This window comes from Acinetobacter sp. 'aerobic (ED)', assembly GCF_904886855.1.
Classification (GTDB): domain Bacteria; phylum Pseudomonadota; class Gammaproteobacteria; order Pseudomonadales; family Moraxellaceae; genus Acinetobacter; species Acinetobacter courvalinii.
In genome coordinates this window covers 22,261-44,138 of the sequence record NZ_CAJHGI010000009.1, presented here as the reverse complement: position 1 = coordinate 44,138, position 21,878 = coordinate 22,261, and the positions used below count along the sequence as shown (strand labels likewise).

At 42.6% G+C, this 21,878-nt stretch carries 19 protein-coding genes; 6 read left to right on the top strand and 13 right to left on the bottom strand.

The window, feature by feature from the left end; all coding sequences use genetic code 11:
• Positions 1 to 7: 7 nt before the first annotated feature.
• The 6 genes from JO943_RS16265 to wecB all read right to left on the bottom strand — a co-directional run bounded on the left by JO943_RS16265 (position 8) and on the right by wecB (position 6,403).
• Entirely contained in the window at positions 8 to 1,123 is a 1,116-nt protein-coding gene (locus JO943_RS16265; protein ID WP_202741316.1) for a glycosyltransferase, read from the bottom strand.
• 4 nt (positions 1,124 to 1,127) lie between these two features.
• Positions 1,128 to 2,207 (bottom strand): DegT/DnrJ/EryC1/StrS family aminotransferase, encoded by a 1,080-nt coding sequence (locus JO943_RS16260; protein ID WP_202741315.1) that lies wholly within the window; start codon positions 2,205 to 2,207, stop codon positions 1,128 to 1,130.
• Between the two features lies 1 nt (position 2,208).
• Positions 2,209 to 2,787 carry a UDP-2-acetamido-3-amino-2,3-dideoxy-D-glucuronate N-acetyltransferase gene (wbpD, locus tag JO943_RS16255; protein WP_005228289.1) on the bottom strand — a complete coding sequence of 193 codons (579 nt, stop codon included), beginning with the start codon at positions 2,785 to 2,787 and terminating at the stop codon, positions 2,209 to 2,211.
• A complete protein-coding gene (locus tag JO943_RS16250) occupies positions 2,784 to 3,734 on the bottom strand; it encodes a Gfo/Idh/MocA family protein (RefSeq protein WP_005228287.1) in 951 nt (316 codons plus the stop codon). The genes wbpD and JO943_RS16250 overlap by 4 nt, the downstream gene beginning before the upstream one ends.
• A gap of 26 nt (positions 3,735 to 3,760) precedes the next feature.
• Positions 3,761 to 5,056, bottom strand: coding sequence for a Vi polysaccharide biosynthesis UDP-N-acetylglucosamine C-6 dehydrogenase TviB (tviB, locus tag JO943_RS16245; RefSeq protein ID WP_005228285.1), 1,296 nt, complete (start codon positions 5,054 to 5,056; stop codon positions 3,761 to 3,763).
• A 219-nt stretch (positions 5,057 to 5,275) separates the two neighbouring features.
• A complete protein-coding gene (wecB, locus tag JO943_RS16240; protein ID WP_202741314.1) occupies positions 5,276 to 6,403 on the bottom strand; it encodes a non-hydrolyzing UDP-N-acetylglucosamine 2-epimerase in 1,128 nt (375 codons plus the stop codon).
• Between the two features lie 645 nt (positions 6,404 to 7,048).
• Here wecB and JO943_RS16235 point away from each other — a divergent pair.
• The 5 genes from JO943_RS16235 (at position 7,049) to JO943_RS16215 (ending at position 12,398) form a co-directional block, all read left to right on the top strand.
• Positions 7,049 to 8,146, top strand: coding sequence for a polysaccharide biosynthesis/export family protein (locus JO943_RS16235; RefSeq protein ID WP_202741313.1), 1,098 nt, complete (start codon positions 7,049 to 7,051; stop codon positions 8,144 to 8,146).
• 5 nt (positions 8,147 to 8,151) lie between these two features.
• Positions 8,152 to 8,580, top strand: coding sequence for a low molecular weight protein-tyrosine-phosphatase (locus JO943_RS16230; protein ID WP_202741312.1), 429 nt, complete (start codon positions 8,152 to 8,154; stop codon positions 8,578 to 8,580).
• A 17-nt stretch (positions 8,581 to 8,597) separates the two neighbouring features.
• A complete protein-coding gene (locus JO943_RS16225) occupies positions 8,598 to 10,781 on the top strand; it encodes a polysaccharide biosynthesis tyrosine autokinase (RefSeq protein WP_202741311.1) in 2,184 nt (727 codons plus the stop codon).
• 177 nt (positions 10,782 to 10,958) lie between these two features.
• Complete coding sequence (locus tag JO943_RS16220) at positions 10,959 to 11,666, top strand: FKBP-type peptidyl-prolyl cis-trans isomerase (protein WP_032870850.1); 708 nt, start codon at positions 10,959 to 10,961, stop codon at positions 11,664 to 11,666.
• A 48-nt stretch (positions 11,667 to 11,714) separates the two neighbouring features.
• On the top strand, positions 11,715 to 12,398 hold the full coding sequence (locus JO943_RS16215; RefSeq protein ID WP_202741310.1) for an FKBP-type peptidyl-prolyl cis-trans isomerase: 684 nt from the start codon (positions 11,715 to 11,717) through the stop codon (positions 12,396 to 12,398).
• Between the two features lie 42 nt (positions 12,399 to 12,440).
• On the opposite strand, the gene murJ is transcribed toward JO943_RS16215, so the two are convergent.
• Together murJ and ampD are read right to left on the bottom strand one after the other, a co-directional pair.
• Positions 12,441 to 13,991 (bottom strand): murein biosynthesis integral membrane protein MurJ, encoded by a 1,551-nt coding sequence (murJ, locus tag JO943_RS16210; protein WP_202741309.1) that lies wholly within the window; start codon positions 13,989 to 13,991, stop codon positions 12,441 to 12,443.
• Positions 13,992 to 14,053: 62 nt separating this feature from the next.
• Positions 14,054 to 14,647, bottom strand: coding sequence for a 1,6-anhydro-N-acetylmuramyl-L-alanine amidase AmpD (gene ampD / locus JO943_RS16205; protein WP_005281445.1), 594 nt, complete (start codon positions 14,645 to 14,647; stop codon positions 14,054 to 14,056).
• Positions 14,648 to 14,792: 145 nt separating this feature from the next.
• Between ampD and nadC the strand changes: the two genes are divergently transcribed.
• Entirely contained in the window at positions 14,793 to 15,638 is an 846-nt protein-coding gene (gene nadC / locus JO943_RS16200; protein WP_032876852.1) for a carboxylating nicotinate-nucleotide diphosphorylase, read from the top strand.
• Here nadC and JO943_RS16195 read toward each other — a convergent pair.
• The 5 genes from JO943_RS16195 to JO943_RS16175 form a co-directional block, all read right to left on the bottom strand.
• Positions 15,635 to 15,823 carry a hypothetical protein gene (locus tag JO943_RS16195; RefSeq protein WP_150956957.1) on the bottom strand — a complete coding sequence of 63 codons (189 nt, stop codon included), beginning with the start codon at positions 15,821 to 15,823 and terminating at the stop codon, positions 15,635 to 15,637. The two genes, nadC and JO943_RS16195, sit on opposite strands and share 4 nt — an antisense overlap.
• A gap of 491 nt (positions 15,824 to 16,314) precedes the next feature.
• Positions 16,315 to 18,495, bottom strand: a complete 2,181-nt coding sequence (locus JO943_RS16190; RefSeq protein ID WP_202741308.1) for a phosphocholine-specific phospholipase C — start codon at positions 18,493 to 18,495, stop codon at positions 16,315 to 16,317.
• 315 nt (positions 18,496 to 18,810) lie between these two features.
• Positions 18,811 to 19,527 carry a ribonuclease PH gene (gene rph / locus JO943_RS16185; protein WP_005228254.1) on the bottom strand — a complete coding sequence of 239 codons (717 nt, stop codon included), beginning with the start codon at positions 19,525 to 19,527 and terminating at the stop codon, positions 18,811 to 18,813.
• A 97-nt stretch (positions 19,528 to 19,624) separates the two neighbouring features.
• Complete coding sequence (locus JO943_RS16180) at positions 19,625 to 20,767, bottom strand: fatty acid desaturase family protein (RefSeq protein ID WP_171071012.1); 1,143 nt, start codon at positions 20,765 to 20,767, stop codon at positions 19,625 to 19,627.
• Between the two features lie 33 nt (positions 20,768 to 20,800).
• Positions 20,801 to 21,826 (bottom strand): flavin reductase family protein, encoded by a 1,026-nt coding sequence (locus JO943_RS16175; protein WP_032876864.1) that lies wholly within the window; start codon positions 21,824 to 21,826, stop codon positions 20,801 to 20,803.
• Between the last annotated feature and the right edge of the window lie 52 nt (positions 21,827 to 21,878).

Here is a 21,878-nt window from a genome sequence, read left to right as displayed (position 1 = left end):
TCTGTAATCAATAGTTAAAGAGTATTCTATTCCAGATAGGTAAGTTATTCTCCCAACTAGATTCATTTCTAATAAAAGCTTTTATAGCTTCTGTCCTATCCATAGAACTTACAGCACTATTCTCTATTAGTTCTATGAGTTTTTCTCCGACTTGTTCTTTTTCATTAATTAAAACCATTTTAGGATTTAAATTCATTAAACTCTCATAAGGTAACCACGCACCTGTTAATATCCAACCACCTGCATATAATACTTCTTGCATTGAACCGCTAAACTGATCTGTAGGTTGAATATTGATTAAAATATCTGTAACCTTTCTAAGCTTAGCCACCTCATGAAAATTATAGAATTTATCTAAAACTGTATATTCTATATTTTTATTTTTATATAATTCTTTTTCTATTAATTTTTTATTTTCAATATTGCCATATCCCATTGGGAAAATGAGATGAATCCTATTTAGAAATTTACTATCAAAATTGATTATTTGTTTAACTATTAATAATTGTTGATGATCTAAACTAGCATTATACCCTACTGCTATTTTAATTTTATTTTTAGGTAGACCAAATAAATCACAAGCTTCTTTATATTCACTCTCTTTAAACTCATCTATTTCATCTAAAACTGGCAAACCAAATCTTGCAATATCTAATTGTGTAGGGATATAAGATTTTTTAGACAAAAATAATTCTTTTGTTTTAGGATTTGTAAAAACAATAGAATGTGAATTTCTATATATTAAATCTTGAAAAAACTTTTTGATCTTAGAGTTTTCGCGATAAAAATCACTTCCCCACACTACAGAAACAACTTTTTTTGTTTTCTTTTTTAAAGAAAAAATATGAGGACCTAATGCAAAGTTAATAAAATGTATAACAACAGCATCATAGTCATTATCCATTTTATCTATTACTTCACTCCTAAATTTATAGAAATTTTTGATTGCAGAAAAACTTAATCCTAAACGGATAGGAAAATTTTTCTGCAATCGAACATTTTCATTCATACTTTCCTTGCCATAGGAAATAAGATCCACTAACACTCCAATTTTATTATATTGATTAATAAAATCTTTAACGAAAATTGAATCCCCATTTCCGATAACAAGTATTTTTTTCATGATTTTACCTTAAAGCCGTAACAATCTTCTCTTGAGCTTCGACCGTCAAGTAGGGATGCATTGGCAAGCTCATAACTCTTTCCGCAATTTCATCACCGACGGGCAAACTCACACTTGCATCAGCCACTGCAGGTTGTTTATTCAATGGGATCGGATAATGTACAGCCGTTGGAATTCCTTGAACTTTTAGTTTTTCCTGAACATCTGCACGATTATCGACCTGAATCGTATATTGTGCCCATGCACTGGTGTTATGTGGCTCAAGATATGGCGTTGTCTGGATACCCGCCTGATTAAATAACTGGTTATAAACTTCAGCTACTTTTTGACGTGCCTGCATTTCATCATCCAAAATTTCTAGTTTCGGTAACAAAATTGCAGCCTGAATGGTATCTAAGCGACTATTCACGCCGACACGGATATGATGGTAACGCTTATCTTGCCCATGACGTGCGATCTGGCGAATCACCTTAGCCAACTCATCATCGCTGGTAAAAATAGCCCCACCATCGCCATAGCAACCCAATGGCTTACTTGGGAAAAAGCTGGTACAAGCAACTGTACTTAAATTACAGCTTTTACGACCTTTATAAGTTGCACCAAAGCTTTGTGCAGCATCTTCAATTACCGGAATACCGTACTTTGCAGCAATCGCGTTGATTGCATCAAAGTCAGCACACTGGCCATATAGGCTCACCGGAATAATGGCTTTTGTGCGAGGAGTAATGGCAGCTTCTAGTTTTTCCGCATCCAGATTGTAGGTTTTAGGGTTAACATCCACGTAGACTGGCTTCGCACCTAATAAAGCCACTGTTTCCGCGGTCGCAATATAAGTGAAGCCTGGTGTGATTACCTCATCACCTGGACCAATACCAAATGCCATTTGTGCAATTTGTAAGGCATCGGTTCCATTGGCACAGGTAATACAGTACTTCGCACCGACATAGGCGGCTAACTTTTCTTCCAGCTCAGTTACTTCTGGACCTAGAATATATTGACCATGCGTCAATACATTTTGAATACCGGCATCAATTTTATCTTTAATTCGATGTTGCTGTGCTTTTAAATCAATAAAGTCAATCATATTAACCTTGCTTTGTCAGTATCGTTCCATCAAGTTGGTAAACTGCGCCTGTATGCGAGCAGGTCACTTGTGCCTGTCCTTGCAAAGGAAGATCTAGTTGCTCACCAAACTCACTCATCCAGCCAATTTGTTTTGCAGGTACACCCACCATCAGTGCATAAGCAGGGACATCTTTATTCACGACTGCACCCGCCCCAACAAAAGCATATGCGCCGATTGTCACACCGCAGACAATGGTACAGTTCGCGCCTAATGTGGCACCCTTTTTCACCAGCGTGTCACGATATTGATCTTTACGCTCTATCAACGAACGCGGGTTATACACATTAGTAAAGACCATGCTCGGCCCACAAAATACGCCTTCTTCCAGAACGACATTATCGTAAACCGATACATTGTTCTGGACTTTACAATGGTCACCAATAATGACGCGGTTACCCACAAATACGTTCTGACCCAGAGACACACCTTTACCGATTTTGGCGCCGCCACAGACATGCACAAAGTGCCAGACCCGTGAATCTTCACCGATTTGTGCGCCATCATCCACTATGGCCGTTTCATGTTGATAAAAGCTCATGCTTTTTTCACCTTTGCCAATAATGGATGAGGATTTTCCGGATTTTCAACAATAGGAGAAACACGGATCACTTCAACAGTCTCAATTGCTGCACGGTTTTCTTCAACCCCGTAACCCTTACCTTCCAGTACACGCTGGTAGCTTTGGGTATGAAGATCGGTAAAGCCGCCAGAAAATTCAAGTTCTTCATTTTCAATGGTAATACTGCGATAAGTCAGTTTCTCACCTTGTACTGCATTGTCTGGAAGGTTATTGGCATCAATCGACAGGAACCAGCGTACGCGCGCACGTTCGTATTCCAGATAACCTGAAGCCGTTTTTTCATCGCGGAAATGCACTTCATTTTTAACAATTTTGCCAAAAATAAAATGCAGCATGTCATAGAAGTGCACACCAATATTGGTCGCAACCCCACCCGATTTGTTGTCTACGCCTTTCCAGGATTTTAAATACCATTTACCACGAGAAGTGAGATAAGTCAGGTCAACATCAAATACTTTATCTGCCGGTGCAGCTTGAACTTTATCGCGCAGGGCAATAATAGACGGATGTAAACGTAACTGTAAAATTGAGTTTACCTTAGCACCATATTGCTTTTCATATTCAGAAAGCATATTTAAATCTTCTGAATTCAGTACCAATGGTTTTTCACAAATCACTTCAATACCGTTTTTTAACGCATATTTCATGTGAGGGGCATGGAGATAGTTGGGTGAGCAGATCGCAACATAATCCAGCTTTTCACCTTTTAATTTTTGGTCTTCTACATAGGCTTCAAATTCTTCAAATTCAGTAAAGAATTCTGCTTCAGGGAAGTGACTGTCCATAATTCCGACAGAGTCATTTACATCCATGGCTACAGCCAAAGTATTGCCTGTTTCCTTGATTGCTTTCAAATGGCGGGGTGCGATATATCCAGCCGCACCGATAAGAGCAAATTTTTTCATCGTTTCACTTCTTTTCAATTTTTAAATTATAGACGGAAGACTGTAAAACCCTGTTCAGTCATGCTGATACGGTCAAATAAACCTTTGACATCGGCAAGAACAGGTTGATTAGTGCGCACATAGCTTTTTAGCTCGGCTGCAGACAAGTTACGGAATTCATTATGTCCCACCGCAACAACCAGTGCATCGACCGGATGTTCTGCATTGACCTGACCTAATTCAACTCCATACTCATGCTTGACTTCGTCAGCATCTGCCCACGGGTCCGCAACGACCACTTGAGCACCCCAGGCTTCGAACTCTCTAATCAAGTCCGCGACTTTACTATTACGGATATCCGGGCAGTTTTCTTTAAAGGTAACGCCGAGTACGCCTACTTTTGCACGAGGTACATCAATACCATTTTGTAACATACGCTTGATGGTATTACGCGCGACATAGCGTGCCATATTGTCATTAATACGACGACCGGCCAGAATAACCTGTGGATGGTAGCCCACTTCTTCAGCTTTATGGGTTAAATAGTATGGATCGACACCAATACAATGCCCTCCTACCAGACCTGGACGGAATGGCAAGAAGTTCCACTTACTGCCAGCAGCTTCAAGCACATCTATGGTATCAATACCCAGACGATCAAAAATCACCGATAGTTCATTCACCAAGGCAATGTTTAAGTCACGCTGTGTGTTTTCGATAACCTTGGCTGCTTCTGCAACTTTAATACTTGATGCTTTATGGGTACCGGCAGTAATAATGCTGGCATAAACCGCATCTACTTTATCTGCAACTTCGGGCGTACTACCACTGGTGATTTTTTTAATCTTGGTTAAGGTATTTACTTTATCGCCAGGATTGATCCGTTCAGGACTATAACCCGCAAAGAAATCCTGGTTAAACTTTAGGCCTGAAATTTTTTCGAGCACAGGAATACAGACTTCTTCGGTAGCCCCCGGATAAACGGTGGATTCGTAAACAACGATATCGCCTTTTTTAATCACCTTGCCTAAGGTTTCGCTCGCTTTTCGTAAAGGTGTCAAGTCTGGACGATTCACCTCGTCAACCGGGGTCGGTACAGTCACAATAAAAAAGTTACAGCTTTTTAAGTCTTCTAAATTTGCGCTATAACTTAAGTTGGTGGCTTGACTTAATTCTTCTGGTGACACTTCCAACGTATGGTCTTGACCACTTTTAAGTTCATCTATACGTTTTTGGTGGATATCGAAACCTACTACAGGAGTTTTTTTGCCAAACTCAACTGCCAATGGCAAACCTACATACCCTAAACCAATAATTGCTATTTTCAATTCGGCAAGTTGCATCACAATCAGCCTATTCCTTTATAAAGTTTACATCAGTATCAAATGATTTTTTCAGGCCTAATGCTTCACATTAAACGTCGTGCGTACTATAGCAAATTTTTTAAGACTCCCTCATTTCAATTGTATGATTGTGTTTACTGAAACTTACCAATCATTCTTATCGACTTATAAATGAAATCAAGAAAAATTATAAAGCTGAGTCACTCACCAACATCTTTATTATGAGACTTGAAGCAAAAACTGAATAATCTGCTGACAGGCCGTACCATCGCCATATGGATTATGTGCTGAAGCCATTTCAGCATAAACATCAGGATTTTCAAGCAATTCTGCTACCGACTGTTCAATCGCAGCGATCTCTGTTCCCACTAAACGCACTGTGCCAGCCTGTACAGCTTCAGGTCTTTCGGTGGTATCTCGCATTACCAGCACTGGTTTACCTAAAGAAGGTGCTTCTTCCTGAATCCCGCCAGAGTCGGTCAGAATCAGGTAACTACGATTCATTAAATAGACGAAAGGTAAGTAGTCTTGAGGTGCAATCAGATACACATTGTCAATATCGGCCAAAAGTGCGTTCACCGGTTGCTGTACATTGGGATTTAAATGCACCGGATACACAATCTGGATATCCGGATATTTTTTTGCCAGATTCGCTAAGGCCTGACAAATATTTAAAAAACCCTGACCAAAGTTCTCACGACGATGACCCGTCACCAGAATCAGTTTCTTCTCTTTCTCGAGAAATGAGAACTGCTGTTGAAATTGTTCGATCAGTGTTTGATCTTGCTCAACCTTTTGTTTGACTTGCAATAGCGCATCAATCACGGTATTACCGGTCACAACAATAGTCGCTGGGTTCACATTTTCTTTAATCAGGTTGTCATAAGAGGATTGTGTTGGTGCAAAATGATAATTTGCCAATACACCGGTTAATTGTCGATTGGCTTCTTCCGGCCAAGGAGAATATAAATCACCTGTACGTAGCCCAGCCTCAACATGCCCTACTTTGATTTTATGGTAATACGCAGCTAAGGATGCGGCAAATGTAGTCGCAGTATCACCATGTACTAAAATCACATCTGGCAGCCATTGCTCGAACACCTGCTCCAGACCTTTAAGTACTCCGGAGGTCACATCGGAGAGCGTTTGTCCTGGCTTCATTAAATTTAAGTCAAAATCAGGTTTTAAACTAAATAGTTCCAACACCTGATCCAGCATCTGCCGATGTTGTCCGGTTACACAGACTTTGGTCTCAAAATCTTGCGAATAGTGTTGTAACTTTAAAGCCAAAGGCGCCATCTTGATCGCTTCTGGCCGTGTGCCGAATACCAATAAAACTTTCTTCATCAAATTCACCCTTTTTATATATGACTTATTATGTATGCTTTAAAAGTTGCTTATTCCTCTCAGGTATTTTGTTAATACACGCTTTCTTGCTCCTATCGCCCAGTACTTGGGTAGGAACAACGAGTCCTTGATTGAAAGGATTTGACGAAATAACAATTACAGCTCGTCGCTAAAATCCTGTTTTCCTAATGAGAATATCTTACTTGTTGCTCATCAACTTCTATCACTGCTGTATTTTAAAGCAAAAGGCTTTAACTTTTCTCATACACTCGAATGACACTATTTTTACTGAATATAGCAGGAATGATTTCAATCAACTTTATCTTTTTTAAATGTCTTCTACATGTAGTAAACAGTCCATTTTATGGCTTTAAGCAAAGCTGAAATACGTTATTACAGCAAAGACTTAACCGAACCTGATTTAAACGCTCTAACAGGACTCAAAAGCTTTTTACAAGGTTATCCCTAGCCTTGTAAGTATCATATGCTGCAAAGTCATTTTCATGTTTTTTCAGATAAACTAAACATACAAACCGAAATGATTCTTCGGTGCTTTTTTGATATTTTTCAGCTAGAATGACCCCAATTCTAAGTCCAAAGATATGTTGTTGCGTGACAACAGATATAACTATTCAAGGGTCGAGTGTGAAGCATTATCAACTTTTTTCCATTCTTGCAATTAGTCTGAGTGCAACAGCCTGTGCTGTGACTTCTGGCTTACAAACCTATGATATTCCAAGTGAAGGTGTATACACGACTGGCCAAGGAAGCAATGTCAATGTAATTAAAATTACCCAAGACAACTTACCCGCGATTCAGCCCGCTCAAATTGACTATCGCAATAATTATTCGACACTTTTTAAACAACAGCAGCAAATTTATCGTCTAAGTTTTGGTGATGTGCTTTCCATTCAGCTTTGGGCTTATCCAGAAATTACACCTCCTACAACGATTAGTAATGATCAGACTGTCCAAGCCAATGGTTATCCTATTGATGCAAGTGGCTATATACAACTGCCCTTAGTGGGTCGCTATAAAGCTGCTGGAAAAACACTGGCACAGCTCAACACTGACTTACGCAACCGGTTTTCACAATATTTAAAGAATCCGGATGTGATTGTGCGGGTGATCTCTTATCAGGGACAGCGTTATTCAGTGCAAGGTAGTGTTCCTAAAGGGGGGGAGTTCTTTTTGAACAACCAACCAATTAGTATTTATACTGCTTTAGGAATGGCCGGTGGTGTCACCGATAAAGGTGATAACACCTTTATTCAACTGATTCGTAATGGTATTACTTATGACCTGAATACCATCGCGCTGGAAAAAGCAGGCTATTCGCTACATAAACTATTAGTGCAGCCTAATGATACGATTTATGTCACTAATCGAGAAAATCAAAAAATTTATGTGATGGGTGAATCAGGTAAAAACCAGGCATTGCCAATGCGTGATCAGGGTATGACCCTCAGCGATGCCTTAGGTGAAAGTTTAGGCCTCAACCCACTTTCAGCCAGCGCCAGCCGGATTTATGTGCTCCGCACCAATCCGCAAGATCGTCGTACCGAACTGTATCACTTGAATTTATCAAGTCTGGGCGATTTTGGTCTAGCCAATCAGTTTAAACTGCGTAGTAATGATATTGTCTATGTAGATTCTACTGGCCTGACCCGTTGGCAACGTGTTGTTAACCAGATTATTCCGTTCTCAAATGCTTTATATACCATAGACCGCTTGGGACAATAACTAGAATGGATATCAAAAAGATTTTAGTTGTATGTATCGGTAATATTTGCCGTAGCCCCATGGCAGAGTATATGCTCAAACAGCAACACCCTAACCTGCAGATTGAATCTGCAGGTATTTCCGGGCTGATTGGGCATCCGGCCGATGACAAAGCCCAATTGTGTATGCAACGTTTAAATATTGATATGGGTCCGCATATTGCCAAAAAACTAAATGCAGAACAGCTCAAACAGGCAGATCTGATTTTAGTGATGAGCCATAATCAGCAAAAGCATATCGAGCAAACATGGCCGTTTGCAAAAGGCAAAGTATTTCGTCTAGGGCATTGGCAAAATAAGAATGTACCTGATCCCTACCAACACGATCAGGCCTTTTTTGATAATACCTGTCAGCTAATTCAACAGTGCGTAGCTGACTGGAAAAATTATATTTAACTTTTTAGATTAAGATTATGAGCCAAACTACCAATACTGAAGATACAATTGACCTGAAAGAGCTTTTCTTTGCTTTGATTGCCCAATGGAAGCTCATTGCGCTATGTATTATTCTAAGCTTGGTCCTTGCTTTACTCTACCTACGTGTTACACCTTATACTTATTCAGTCGATGCACTGGTACAAGTGGAAGACAAAAAAGGGGCTTCCGCTGCCCTACTCGGTGATCTATCACAAGTGATTGATCAGAAATCACCGGCACAGTCCGAAATTGAAATCTTAAAGTCACGTCTGGTACTTGGCTCGGTGATTCAGGCCCTGCATCTGGACCTAAATATTTCCAGTCCGGAAAATACTTTTTCACATCGTTTATTTAATAAAGCTGATTATGCGACGGAATATAACCCTAAAGCAGTTACATTTCATGATGAGCAAAAATCATTTGATATCCAGCAATTTGATATACCAAACTATTATCTAGATAAAACACTAAGCTTAAGTTTTAAAGATCAAAATTTTAGCTTAACCGACCCTGCAACTAAAGAAGTAATTTTAACTGCACCATTAAATAAGCTAAATCAAATCAGTACCCGTTATGGTGTCTGGAAGCTTGCTATTTTTGCTAAAGACACCTTTGATACACATTATTTCTTAAGGAAGAGTTCTCTACCTGCCGCAGTCCAAGCAATTAATGCCAACTACTCGGTTGCAGAAAAAGGTAAACTAACCGGGATTCTTGAGCTAAACTATCAAGGTCAGGACAAAGAACATATTACCAAAGTGCTGAATGCCGTTTTAGCTGCGTATAGCGCACAAAATGTCGAGCGCCGCTCTGCTGAAACCGCACAAACCTTAAAATTTCTGGATGAGCAATTACCTGAGTTAAAAAAGCAACTGGATGATGCAGAACGGGTATTTAACAAGTTCCGTCAACAATATAATACTGTTGATGTCACTAAAGAATCGGAACTGTATTTAACCCAAAGTATCACACTTGAAACCAAAAAAATTGAGTTACAACAGCAACAGGCAGATCTGGCAGCCAAATATACAGCTGAGCATCCAGCCATGCGTGAAATCAATGCACAAATTGGTGCATTAAATAAACAGATAGCAGAACTCAATAGTACCTTAAAACAGTTACCAGATGTTCAACGTCAGTACCTGCAGTTGTATCGTGAAGTTGAAGTCAAAACCCAACTCTATACAGCCCTATTAAACTCGTATCAGCAATTACGTATTGCCAAAGCGGGCGAAATTGGCAATGTACGGATCGTGGATACCGCAGTTGAACCTGTGCAACCAATTAAACCAAAAAAATTACAGATTCTAATCCTTTCAATCTTCCTGGGTGGTTTCTTAGGAACTTTGATTGCTTTGTTACGTAGTATGTTACGTACTGGTGTTAAAGATTCGACCCAAATTGAAAATGAGTTTGATCTGCCTGTGTATGCCACCGTGCCTCGTTCGCCTGTTCAAGAAACCCGTATGAGTATCTTGAAGAAAAAGAAATCGATTCCAATTTTGGCGGTTAAACATAATGATGATATTGCAGTAGAAAGTTTACGTAGTATTCGAACCGCGATTCATTTTGCATTATCAAATGCAAAAAATAATATCATCATGATTGCGGGACCATCACCAGAAGTTGGAAAATCATTTATCTCCACCAATTTAGCCACCATCCTTGCGCAGAGCAATAAAAAGGTATTGCTGATTGATGCCGATATGCGTCGTGGTTATATACATAAATATTTTAATTTAGAGGTTAAACCTGGCCTAGCGGAATACTTGAGCAATTTGGCTGATTTGAACCAAGTCGTCCGTCAAACCGATGTAGCTGGGCTCAGTGTGATTGCACGGGGTAAAAATCCGGCGAATCCGTCTGAAATGTTGAGTTCAGAACAGTTTAAAGCTTTGATGGAGCAGTTGAGCCAGCAATACGACCATATCATTATCGATACGCCACCAATCCTGGCAGTAACCGATGGTATTATTATTTCGCAATATGCGGGTGTGAATTTACTGGTTGCACGTTATGCCAAATCACAAATGAAAGAGCTTGAGCTGAGCCTGAACCGTTTTGAACAGGCGAATGTGAAAGTGAATGGCTTCATCCTGAATGACATTCAACGTTCAAGTGCCGGTTACGGCTATGGTTATAACTATTCTTATGCTTATAAAGCCAATAAAGATGACTAAGCAAACTTTAAATTGATTGTTAAAAAACCAGATCCCGGGATCTGGTTTTTTTATGCTTAAACACATAAATCTTATAAAAAACCCACGCATTTTTGCGCTTAATTATTCAATGCCTCAGCTTAGACATGCTAAGATCATTGCCATATTTTTTATTCCAATCTCACTTTGGGACATCTCATGAGTAAAGCTTTACCTTTCGTTGTCGCAGCCGTATTAGGCGGTGCAGCACTCGTTCCTGTCTATTATGCAACTCAACACCCAGCGACTGAACTTGGGGCAAAAGCTGATAAAAATGCAGCGCCTGTCGCGAAAATCAGTTATGCACTCGGCTACGAAGTGGCTAAGCAAACACCACCAGAATTAGAAACCAGTGCATTTATTACAGGTTTCCGTGATGCCCATGCACAAAAACCTGCTGCATATACAGAAGAAGAGTTACAGGCAGCCTATGTAGAATTCCAGAAGCAGCTGCAACAAAAGCAAATGGATGAAACGAAAAAAGTTGAAGCAACCAATAGCAGCTTCCTGGCAGAAAATGCCAAGAAAGAAGGCGTGAAAACCACCGCTTCTGGCCTGCAATATAAAATCACCAAAGAAGGTACAGGCAAGCAACCGACTGCAAGCTCTACCGTGAAAGTTCACTACAAAGGTCAGCTTCCAGACGGTAAAGTATTTGATAGCTCTTATGACCGTGGCGAGCCAATTGAATTCCCACTGAACCAGGTTATCCCTGGTTGGACCGAAGGCCTACAGTTGATGAAAGAAGGCGGTAAGGCAACGCTTTATATTCCTGCCAACCTCGGTTACGGTGAACAAGGTGTTCCTGGCTCAATTCCACCAAATAGCCCATTGGTATTTGACGTAGAATTAATCGCTGTAAAATAAATGATTTAAGGAGGGCTGGTGCCCTCCTTTATTTTTTTGGAAGATAGAATGAAAAGATTAGGCCTGATTTTAATTGCCTCAACCATCGGAACGGTTCAAGCAGCATCCATTTCAACAAAGAGCCCACAAAAAGATCAACTCGGCTATAGCTACGGCTATCTGATGGGTCGAGGAAATGCCGAAACACTCAAAGATTTAAATATCGAGACCTTTGTACAAGGCTTACAGGAAGCCATGCAAGGTAAAGCGGCTTCTTTAACCGATGAAGAAATGGCCAATGTGCTGAATCAATATAAAAAGCGTCTGGAAGCCAAGCAACTGGTTGAGTTTCAGGAACAGGCCCAAAAAAATGATCAGTCCGGCAAAGCGTTTTTAGTGGAAAACGGCAAAAAAGCCGATATCGTAACCACCAAGTCAGGCTTACAATATCAAGTGCTCCAAGCTGGTAAGGGAAAATCTCCCAAAGCCACCTCTACCGTTAAAGTCAATTATGAAGGCCGTTTGCTGGATGGTACCGTATTTGACAGTTCTATCGCCCGTAATCACCCTGTGGAGTTCAAACTGAACCAGGTGATTGCAGGCTGGACGGAAGGTGTGCAAACCATGAAGGAAGGCGGTAAGAGTCGCTTCTTTATTCCAGCCAATCTTGCTTATGGCGACGTCGGTTCAGGTGATGCGATCGGACCAAACAGTACTTTAATTTTTGATATTGAATTACTGGAAGTGAAATAATAAAAAGCCCTCCATGTTGGAGGGTTTAATTTTTCAAATGACTTATGCTTTTAAATGTCTCGGTCTAAATCCTGTTACCAGCAATCCGATTAGGTAAGCAACTACCCCTACCACACATAACCCGATCACTTCTGCAATACGCAGCCATTGCGAGACCTCTCCCTGATACCAGGTTAAGCCATACCACAATGCTGCAATCATCGCGATATTGGCCACTGCATATTGAAACGCCAGTTTTTTCCAATGCGCGCCAAAACGGAAGATATTACGTTTATGCAAATAGAAATACAGCATGCCTGCATTCACCAAAGCGGAGCCAGAAGAAGCTAAGGCTAAAGCCATATGCTCCGCCTGCCAGTCAATCAATTTAAAGAAGCCAATAAACACCACGTTGAGAATGGCATTCGCAGCAACCGCCATTAAACCCACCCGAACAGGCGTTTTGGTATCTTGCTGTGCATAGAAGCCCGGGGCAAATACTTTGATCAGCATAAACGAGATCACCCCTGCACTCATACATTGCAGTGCCAGAGCGGTCATCTTGGTATCTTCCAGAGTGAATTCACCGCGTTGGAATAGCGCTTGAATGATCGGCGTCGACAACATAAATAAGGCAATACTGGCAGGGATCCCGACCAGCATGATTACCTTGGCGGCCCAATCAATCATACTTCTAAATTTGGTTTGGTCCTGTTCAGCATGGCGCGCAGACAATGATGGTAAAATCACGGTACCAATCGCGACACCAATCAGTCCCAAAGGTAACTCGGTCATACGTTCAGCACTGTATAACCATGAGACTGAACCATCCTGCATAAAGGAAGCCCAAATGGTATTCAGCAACAGGTTAATCTGGGTGACCGATACACCAAATAAAGCAGGTAACATCAGCTTTAAGATGCGATCCACACCTTCATGTTTGAAATCCACTTTAGGTGGAATTAACAAATTCTTTTTCCATAATTCCGGAATCTGAATCGCTAGCTGCAGAATCCCTGCGGCAACCACTGCCCAACCCAATGCCATAATCGGCTCAGCCATATACGGCGTCAACCACCACGCCCCAGCAATCATTGCCACATTAAGCAAGACCGGAGAAAACGCAGGTGAGGCAAAAGAACCATAACTGTTGAGAATACTGCTGGCAAAGGCCGTCAAGGACATAAACATCAGATAAGGAATGGTCAGGCGGAACATATCGACCGCGAGCTCAAACTTCTCTGGGTCATTATGGAAGCCCGGGGCATAGAGATAAATAATGGCAGGCGCAGCCACCATCGCCACAAAGGTCAGTAAGGACATGGCCGTGAGCAAACAGCCAAATACCCGACTAATGAGAATCTGGACTTCAGCATGAGTGCGGCTGGTTTTATATTCGGTTAAAACCGGAATGAAGGCTTGAGAAAAAGCCCCTTCTGCGAATAAGCGCCTAAAAAAGTTGGGAATACGAAAGGCAACAACGAAGGTATCGAAGTCCTTACCCGCACCAAATACATTGAGCAGTACCACATCACGTACCAACCCCAACACCCGGGATAACATTGTCATTGCACTGACAATTACAGTCGATCGCCACAATGCCATCGCACTCACCTACGGCTTATCTTTTAAAAAGCGTTATTGTAATGAAAGTCCTGATGGATTTCGTTGTGAAATTATAAATCTATCGATGTTTTTTCGGCTAACTTGTGTTGAGCAAGCAAATTCCGGAACAATGGCCAATCAAAATACTCACCTGGATCGGTTTTGCGTTTGGGTGCAATGTCAGAATGCCCTGCAAGATGATTCTGAATTTTTGGATAAGCCTGCTGTAAGGTGCTGACCACTTCAACCAGAGACTGGTATTGTTCGGGCTCAAAGGGTAAATCATCACTCCCCTCCAGTTCGATCCCGATCGAATAATCATTACATTCTTTCTGCGCAAGATAACTTGAACGTCCTGCATGCCAGGAACGCTCATTAAAGTTCACAAACTGAATGACTTCACCTGTGCGCAAAATCAGCAGGTGTGCCGAGACCTGCATCCCTTGAATAGTCTGAAAATAAGGATGGAGCGACCAGTCCAGCTGGTTCTGAAAAAATTGCTGAATATAGCCCCCACCAAACTGGGAAGGCGGCAAACTGATATTGTGGATGACGATCAGTTGAATATCGGTTCCGGCAGGTCGTGCATTAAAATTAGGCGAGGCAATCTGGGTCGCCCCCACCAATACACCCTCTTGTACTTGAGCAAATCTAGCGTGTTGCATTGTGACTCGAATCAGCAATTTAATCTGTATAGGCGCCATTCTGCCATGCTTTCTCCAGAATAATCGAGATGAAATACTTATTTTTTGCAGGGAGGATGTTAATATATGACACACGTTTTTTAGTCAAACATACACTGGAACTGGTATGAGTATTCCTCAATCTTTGCTTGAACAATCTATTCAAATCAATATTCAACAAGCATTACAGGAAGATATTGGGGATGGCGATATTACCGCCATGCTTACACCAGTCGATGAGCAAGCCACTGCGACCATTATTAGCCGTGAAGAAATGGTCTTGGCTGGTCAGCCTTGGGTGAATGCCTTGATCCAAGCCTATGACAACAGCGTGCAAGTGACTTGGTTAAAGCAAGAAGGTGACGTTGTTGCGGCAAATGAAGCGTTCCTCAAACTCGCTGGTTCAGCGCGCAGCTTACTCACAGTAGAACGCCCAGCTTTAAACTTTATCCAGAGCCTGTCTGCGGTTGCAACTAAAACCGCTAACTATGTCAAACAGCTTGACGGTTTACATACCAAACTGCTGGATACCCGTAAAACCTTGCCAGGCCTGCGTATTGCACAAAAATATGCGGTAGCCATCGGTGGTGGACAAAATCACCGCTTGGGTTTATTTGATGCATTTCTGATTAAAGAAAATCATATTATGGCTGCTGGCGGCATTGCCCAGGCCATCACCAAAGCACACGAAATCGCACCGGGCAAACCGGTCGAAGTCGAAGTGGAAACTTGGGAGGAGTTAAATCAGGCACTGGAAGCAGGGGCTGATATCGTGATGCTGGATAACTTTAGTCAGCAACAGATGATTGATGCGGTGAAACACGTCGCAGGTCGCTGCAAGCTAGAAGCATCGGGCAATATCACTATTGAAAATTTGCGTGAAGTGGCGACCACTGGCGTGGATTACATTTCAATGGGTGTATTGACCAAAGATGTAACAGCGGTTGATTTATCGATGCGTTTTAACGCTTAAGCTTGGTCGGTCTCTTTGTTTTGAGACTCATGCTTTTGTGAAGCAAAAAGCTCTGTTTTTTTAGTCACTTCTGTCGTTTCAACTTGCCATGCTGATTTGGCTTCGGTCGAATCAGTGGGGCGTGGATCTGCCGCCATTAAAACAAAAGTTACTGCGGTGAGTAACACCAAAAATACCTGTAACATGCTTTCCCTTCAATGTGCTTGTTTCAATTTTCCTCAATCTAGCAAATTTAAATGAGTCAAATCAGTGGGCTGTGTTACAGGCATGTAAACTCTCGGTAATGTTGTGTTGACGATGCTGGCTTTATGTCTGCTTTCCTTTCTTGCTGTGTAAGCCGACAATGCTCAGCAACGTGACTGATTAAAATAATAATGATGGACAGTATATTTGAGGCTTTATTCCAGTTACTTTTTAAGTTTTTCGCTTTGTATTTATGAATGTGATCTTTGAGATTCTGTTTGAAGGATTGATCCGCAGTATCGGTTATGCGGTCGTCCGCTGTTATCGTTTCGGGCAGCGGGTGGATTTTGACAGTACTGAAGTATATGTAGCAGGTTTTCTTAGTGTGTCACTGCTGACTGTACTATGTCTTTACTTTTTATTACGCTAATTGAATCTAAAACAGCAGCCCAAGTGCTCACCTAGACTGCTTTTTCTGATCTCATCCAATAATTTATAACGCCATAAAGCCCATATACGGATCAGAAATCGAGTCTTCATTGGTTTCAATACGTCCAGCAAAGCGACGGCGATAGCTCGGATCATTTTCAATGGTGACGGTAAAATCATACCAGCCGCCGAACTCGCTCATATCCCAGCTCAGTTCCTGTTCAGCCGCAGCCGTTTCAATGTGCCAAGTCTTATTCGGCAAATAGGCATTGGCTTTGACCAGCAATTTTGCAGTCTGCCCCGCATCATTACGTACTTTCAGGAACAGTTTGGGATCACACTCCTCCATACAAATCCGGATTTCTGGCAATGCCTGAATTTGTGCGATCTGTGTCAGGTCACCGCTAAAGCTGCGATGAAAACCATTAGGACCCAATACCCACAAATCATACTGGTTGTCCTTGCTCTGCCAAATATCATCCAGTTGCTTGCCTGCCTCCACCATATAACGGCGCGGTACCGCATCCAGATTCAATTTATCATAGACATGGAATACGGCTGCATGTGTCCCGGTATTAGAGAACATCAGTTTGACTGTTTTCGCGCTGCTATCCACTTTGGCACTGGTGTGCAAAATATATGGCAAGGCACGCGATGGTCGGATACCCAGTTCCTGAACAGGATAAGTCTGGCTGTCTGGACGGCTGACTTGCGCTAATTGCTCCTGTGCTTTACGAATCGCATCCGCATCGGCTTTACTCTTCTTACCTGCCAGATCTGGCATAGGCAGTAAATTCGGAGTCTTAAAGTTAAAGGCCGAGGTTAAATCACCACATACGGCACGACGATAAGGACTGATATTCGGTTCCTGTACCCCAAAGCACTGTTCTAGGAAGCGAATTACGGAGGAGTGGTCAAACACCTGTGAGTTGACCCAGCCGCCACGACTCCATGGCGAAATGATATACATCGGCACACGGATTCCTGGCCCATAGACCCCGACCCCATTACTGACCTCTGGATTGGTAAAATTCGGTTGGCCACTGGATGCCTTGGCATGTGTTGCATACTCATAGGACATCTGTTCCTTGCTTAAGGTCGATTTGCCATAGACCTCACCGGATATATCCATTGAAGGTGCACTTGGTGAAGGTACATGGTCAAAGAAGCCATCATTTTCATCGAAGTTAATCAGGAAAACCGTCTGGCTCCAGAGTTCCGGACGCTCTGTAAGTGCATTGAGGACTTCCTGAATATACCATGCGCCTTGCACAGGGCTTGAAGGACCCGGATGTTCACTATAGGTTGCAGGGGCCACCAGCCAGCTCACCTGCGGTAACTGCCCTTTGGCAATATCGTCTTTAAATGAACCAAGGAAACCGCCATCTGGCATGGTATTGGCAATCCCTTTATACAAGGGTTGTCTGGCATCAATGGCTGGGTCATAAGCTGGGCAAATGGTGGTGTTATTCACGGGTTTGCCAGATAATTCATTGGCACGGCGATACTTTTTAAAACCAGCCAAGGGATTATCGGTAAAGTTATCCGGCATGTTTTGATAGACTTTCCAGCTGACGCCTGCTTGCTGTAGACGTTCAGGATAAGTGGTCCAGTCATAACCGGTGAGAGATGACCCAATCGAGTCCAGATCATTGACCACGCTGGCAACATTGGCCCCGGTTGGACCATTGGTTCCCGTCCAGATAAACATACGGTTGGAGTTGGTTCCGGTGTGCATGGCGCAGTGATACGCATCACACAGAGTAAAGGCATTGGCTAAGGCAAACTGGAACTCCACTTCCTGTTGTTTGTAATAGCCCATCGATTGTGGTTGCTTGTATTGCACCCATTTCCCCATCCGGCCATGATCCCAGGCATATTGCCCATCGGTCCATGAATGCGGTGTACCACTGACCCGCTGCGCATTGCCGCGGCTGCTGTCCAGGTGATACGGATAGACCTTGTTCTTTTTGGCATCGTACTGTTCCCAGACTTTACGACCTTCACTTAAAGGAATGGTGAAACGGTCGCCAAATCCACGTACCCCTTTCAAGGTACCAAAATAATTATCAAAAGAGCGATTTTCCTGAGTCAGGATCACCACGTGTTTCACATCTTTGATGGTGCCGGTTTCGACCTTGGCATCAATTGCCAGTGCCTTTTGAATACTCATTGGAAAACTGGTCAGCGCTGCAGTCCCAAATAGTGCCTTAGTCGAATTTAATAAAAAGTCACGACGATTCATTTTATTCATTTCCTTATTGTTATTCTTTAAGGGGCGCAATGCATCTTGCAGCTTGAGGTAGGTGGCTTCGGCTCTGGCTGAGCGTTATTGTTATCGCCACTATCGCTATCGTTACAGGCACTGAGTAACAGGCAGCTCCCAGCAAGTAAGGCTAAAAAGAAATTTCGCATTTGACGATCCGTTCAATATCAGTGCAGATAGTCAATACAATCTAAATGACAGTTCGATGATGATTTGATCGCAGTTTGATGACAAAAAACAGATAAAAAAAAGGCGGTCTAAACACACCAGACCGCCCGCACTATCAACTGGAACTTACCAACCGAGTGCCTGCTGTTGCTTCTGAATCAATTCCATGATTCCTTTTTCTGCAAGCTCTAACATGGCATTGCACTGCTGGCGGGTAAACGGCTTGTCTTCTGCCGTGCCCTGAATTTCAATAAATTCACCCGCCTGTGTCATCACCACGTTCAAATCCGTTTGGCAATTTGAATCTTCTTCGTAGCATAGATCGAGGAGCACTTCGTCCTGATACATGCCCACTGAAATTGCTGCCACCAGACCTTTTAATGGGTCCTGTTTAATTTTCTTGTTGCTGAGCAATACATTCATAGCATCTACCAAAGCCACTGCTGCACCGGTGATTGCCGCAGTACGGGTACCGCCATCGGCCTGAATCACATCACAATCGATGGTAATGGTGTTCTCACCTAACTTCTTCAAGTCCACCATGGCACGTAAACTACGGCCAATCAGACGCTGGATTTCCTGAGTACGACCGGTTTGTTTACCACGCGCCGCTTCACGATCACTACGGGTATGGGTTGAGCGTGGCAACATGCCATATTCAGCAGTTACCCAGCCTTGACCCTGACCTTTCAGGAAGCGTGGTACCGAGTTATCAATACTCGCCGTACACAACACTTTAGTATGACCAAACTCAACCAAAACTGAGCCTTCTGCGTAACGGGTATAGTTACGGGTAATTTTTACCTCACGTAATTGGTCTAATGCTCTTTGGTCAATACGCATAACGATTCCTTAAAACTATGGCTCAAATATCATTGCGCCATAGTATAGCTCAATTACACGTGCTTTCAGTTTTACTTATTCGTTACAATTCACCCAATTAAGCAAACTTAAACTTTGACTTAAGGGTGCTCCAACCTTGTGCCAGTTGCGCAGAGAAGTCATTCGGCAATGAACATTTGGCCAAACGCACCCACACGGTCCAGAACTGCTTCATAAAGTTGGCTTCGTTATAATTCACGCCATATTCGGCACATAATGCCCTGATTTGTGGTGCCACCTGTTCATAACGATTGGCAGGCATATCCGGAAATAAATGATGCTCGATCTGATGGCTTAAATTACCGCTCATGAAGTGCATCCACTTCCCGCCGGTGAAGTTACTCGAACCACGAATCTGGCGCAGATACCACTGCGCCTTGGTCTCGTTCTCGGTATTGTCCGCTTCGAAGGTCTCGGCATCTTCAGTAAAGTGACCATTAAAAATCACAGCTGATGACCACAGGTTCCGGATAATATTGGCTACGGCATTACCCGCCAATACTGGAATAAAGTTGACAGTGGCAATAGCCGGGAAGAATACATAATCTTTCAGCACCTGGCGTCTGGCTTTTTTACGGAACTCCGCCGCATCTGCCCAGACCTGTTTCCAGGTTTTGGTTTTATACACCAGTGCATCTTCCAGATGCAGGTTTTGTACCCCCACATACCACTGGAAAAAGAACATTAACTGTAAGGCCAACGGAATATTGGCCAAATGGCGTACTTCCCATTTCTGGTCTTCTGTGACACGTAAAATGCCATAACCCACATCATGATCTTTACCGACAATATTGGTATAGGTATGGTGCATATAGTTATGGGTATAGCGCCAGTCATTGCCTGAACAGGTATTGTCCCAGTCGTAATCTTCACCACGTAAACTTGGATCATTGAGCCAGTCAAACTGTCCATGCATCACGTTATGGCCCAGCTCCATATTCTCGACGATCTTAGACACACCCAGCATGGCGGTTCCCAGTAACCATACCGGTGGAATCCAGCCACCGAACATCAGCATGCCACGCGATGCGATTTCGGTATAACGCACGAAATTACGCACTTTATAAATATATTTTGAATCCTGCTCACCGAGGTTTTGCATCACTTCCAGTCGGATTTGCTCGACACGGCGACCAAACTCTTCAACCTGTTCAGGGGTTAAATGCGCTGACTTGGATACGTTTTTAAATTCTAATGCCATATTCATTGTGCTGATCCTCAAATATCTTTGTTTTTATAGGTCAATGGTAACTGGGCTCAGTGCCTGGCTCACACATAACTTGATTGGACGATTCGGTTGATCATCAATTTCACCCGTGAGCAGGTTCTGGGTTACGCCGCTGACTTTGGTACAGCTACAACGGTTACACACACCCATGCGGCAACCATGTTGTGGTCGTAAGCCCGCTTGCTCTGCACTGCTCAACAGATTGGTGGTGGCAATAAAATTCTGTTGTGCACGACGGAAGCTAACCGGTTGAGCTTCACTGGAGTGCTCGACTTGTACAGGTTGGAAAAACTCTTGATGAAAGTTTTCCGCTGCCGCATGCTCGGTATAAATCTGTTGCGCCTGTTTCATCATGCTGTGGTGACCACAGGCATAGGCTTGCATTTGTTTAAAATTCGGGACTAACTTTTCTAACAATGCTACATCTAAATGCTGTTTTTGCTGTGCCGTATTAAAGAAGTGATAGTGCAACTGTGGATATTGCTCAGCCAAAGCCAAGATGTCCTGATGCAATACTTCAGCACGGTTAAAATACAGCACATGCACGTGTTCAAGCTGCTGTTGCAACGCTTGTTTTAATAAAGCATAAATCGCGGTAATGCCTGAACCTGAAGCAATCAGTAATGCAGGTTGCTGACCTTGATGTAAGACGAAATCACCTTGTGGCTGAGAGATCTCGAAACTGTCTCCAACACGCAATTGTTGTGCTGCTTTAGACACCACACCTTGCACTTTAATGCCTAGACGGATTTCGCCTTGCTGCGTAACTTCAATAATCGAATAACTACGTTGCTGATAGACCCCGTTAATCATCAGGGTAATCAAAACGCTTTGACCGGCTTTCACCTGGCGAACATCAAAATGATGATTGGGCTTTAAGCTGAGGGAAACCATATCTTCGCTCAGCGGCTGCACAGCAGTGACTTGCGCAAGAATGCGTTTCCAAGCGAAGGTTGGTTTGATCTTTTGCAAGATAAAATCAACGAAATCTTCTCGAATCCAATGTGGCTGATAACTTAACTCTGCGTTCATACGTTCCTCGTTTTGTATCTGGCTATTTATTTTGAGTGAACAAATGTTCATG

Bases quoted from the DNA above. Each gene is read 5' to 3' on its own strand.
- tviB (WP_005228285.1), bottom strand. From the start codon at position 5,056: ATGCAACTTGCCGAATTGAAAATAGCAATTATTGGTTTAGGGTATGTA.
- rph (WP_005228254.1), bottom strand. From the start codon at position 19,527: ATGCGTATTGACCAAAGAGCATTAGACCAATTACGTGAGGTAAAAATT.
- JO943_RS16225 (WP_202741311.1), top strand. From the start codon at position 8,598: ATGAGCCAAACTACCAATACTGAAGATACAATTGACCTGAAAGAGCTT.
- JO943_RS16215 (WP_202741310.1), top strand. From the start codon at position 11,715: ATGAAAAGATTAGGCCTGATTTTAATTGCCTCAACCATCGGAACGGTT.
- JO943_RS16220 (WP_032870850.1), top strand. From the start codon at position 10,959: ATGAGTAAAGCTTTACCTTTCGTTGTCGCAGCCGTATTAGGCGGTGCA.
- JO943_RS16195 (WP_150956957.1), bottom strand. From the start codon at position 15,823: ATGTTACAGGTATTTTTGGTGTTACTCACCGCAGTAACTTTTGTTTTA.
- nadC (WP_032876852.1), top strand. From the start codon at position 14,793: ATGAGTATTCCTCAATCTTTGCTTGAACAATCTATTCAAATCAATATT.
- ampD (WP_005281445.1), bottom strand. From the start codon at position 14,647: ATGCAACACGCTAGATTTGCTCAAGTACAAGAGGGTGTATTGGTGGGG.
- JO943_RS16230 (WP_202741312.1), top strand. From the start codon at position 8,152: ATGGATATCAAAAAGATTTTAGTTGTATGTATCGGTAATATTTGCCGT.
- wbpD (WP_005228289.1), bottom strand. From the start codon at position 2,787: ATGAGCTTTTATCAACATGAAACGGCCATAGTGGATGATGGCGCACAA.
- JO943_RS16180 (WP_171071012.1), bottom strand. From the start codon at position 20,767: ATGGCATTAGAATTTAAAAACGTATCCAAGTCAGCGCATTTAACCCCT.
- JO943_RS16260 (WP_202741315.1), bottom strand. From the start codon at position 2,207: ATGATTGACTTTATTGATTTAAAAGCACAGCAACATCGAATTAAAGAT.
- JO943_RS16175 (WP_032876864.1), bottom strand. From the start codon at position 21,826: ATGAACGCAGAGTTAAGTTATCAGCCACATTGGATTCGAGAAGATTTC.
- JO943_RS16265 (WP_202741316.1), bottom strand. From the start codon at position 1,123: ATGAAAAAAATACTTGTTATCGGAAATGGGGATTCAATTTTCGTTAAA.
- JO943_RS16250 (WP_005228287.1), bottom strand. From the start codon at position 3,734: ATGAAAAAATTTGCTCTTATCGGTGCGGCTGGATATATCGCACCCCGC.
- JO943_RS16190 (WP_202741308.1), bottom strand. From the start codon at position 18,495: ATGAATCGTCGTGACTTTTTATTAAATTCGACTAAGGCACTATTTGGG.
- wecB (WP_202741314.1), bottom strand. From the start codon at position 6,403: ATGAAGAAAGTTTTATTGGTATTCGGCACACGGCCAGAAGCGATCAAG.